Annotated in this window: 1 protein-coding gene; it reads left to right on the top strand. The window is 72.4% G+C overall.

Annotation, left to right across the window (positions count from 1 at the left end; genetic code table 11):
- The coding region (locus tag AC0L28_RS34785) for an NAD-binding protein (protein WP_473483018.1) at positions 1 to 380 on the top strand (380 nt) is incomplete at both ends.

Raw genomic sequence — 380 nt, 5'->3', positions numbered from 1 at the left:
GTCCAGCTCCGTGACGGCCAGATCCTCTACACCTATCTCCATCTCGCTCCGGATCCGGAGCAGACCAAGGGCCTGCTTGCCTCGGGCGTGACGGCCATCGCCTATGAGACGGTCACCGACGACCGCGGCGGCCTGCCGCTGCTGGCGCCGATGTCGGAAGTCGCGGGCCGCCTGTCGATCCAGGCCGGCGCCACCGCGCTGCAGAAGGCCAATGGCGGCCGCGGCGTTCTGCTCGGCGGCGTGCCCGGCGTGCTGCCCGGCAAGGTCACTGTGCTCGGCGGCGGCGTCGTCGGCCTGCATGCCGCGCGGATGGCGGCCGGCCTTGGCGCCGACGTCACCATCATCGACCGCTCGATCCCGCGGCTGCGCCAGCTCGACGA

It is taken from the genome of Mesorhizobium sp. WSM4847, assembly GCF_055811335.1.
The sequence above is the reverse complement of the archived record's forward strand: the minus strand, read 5'-3'. Positions and strand labels throughout refer to the sequence as shown.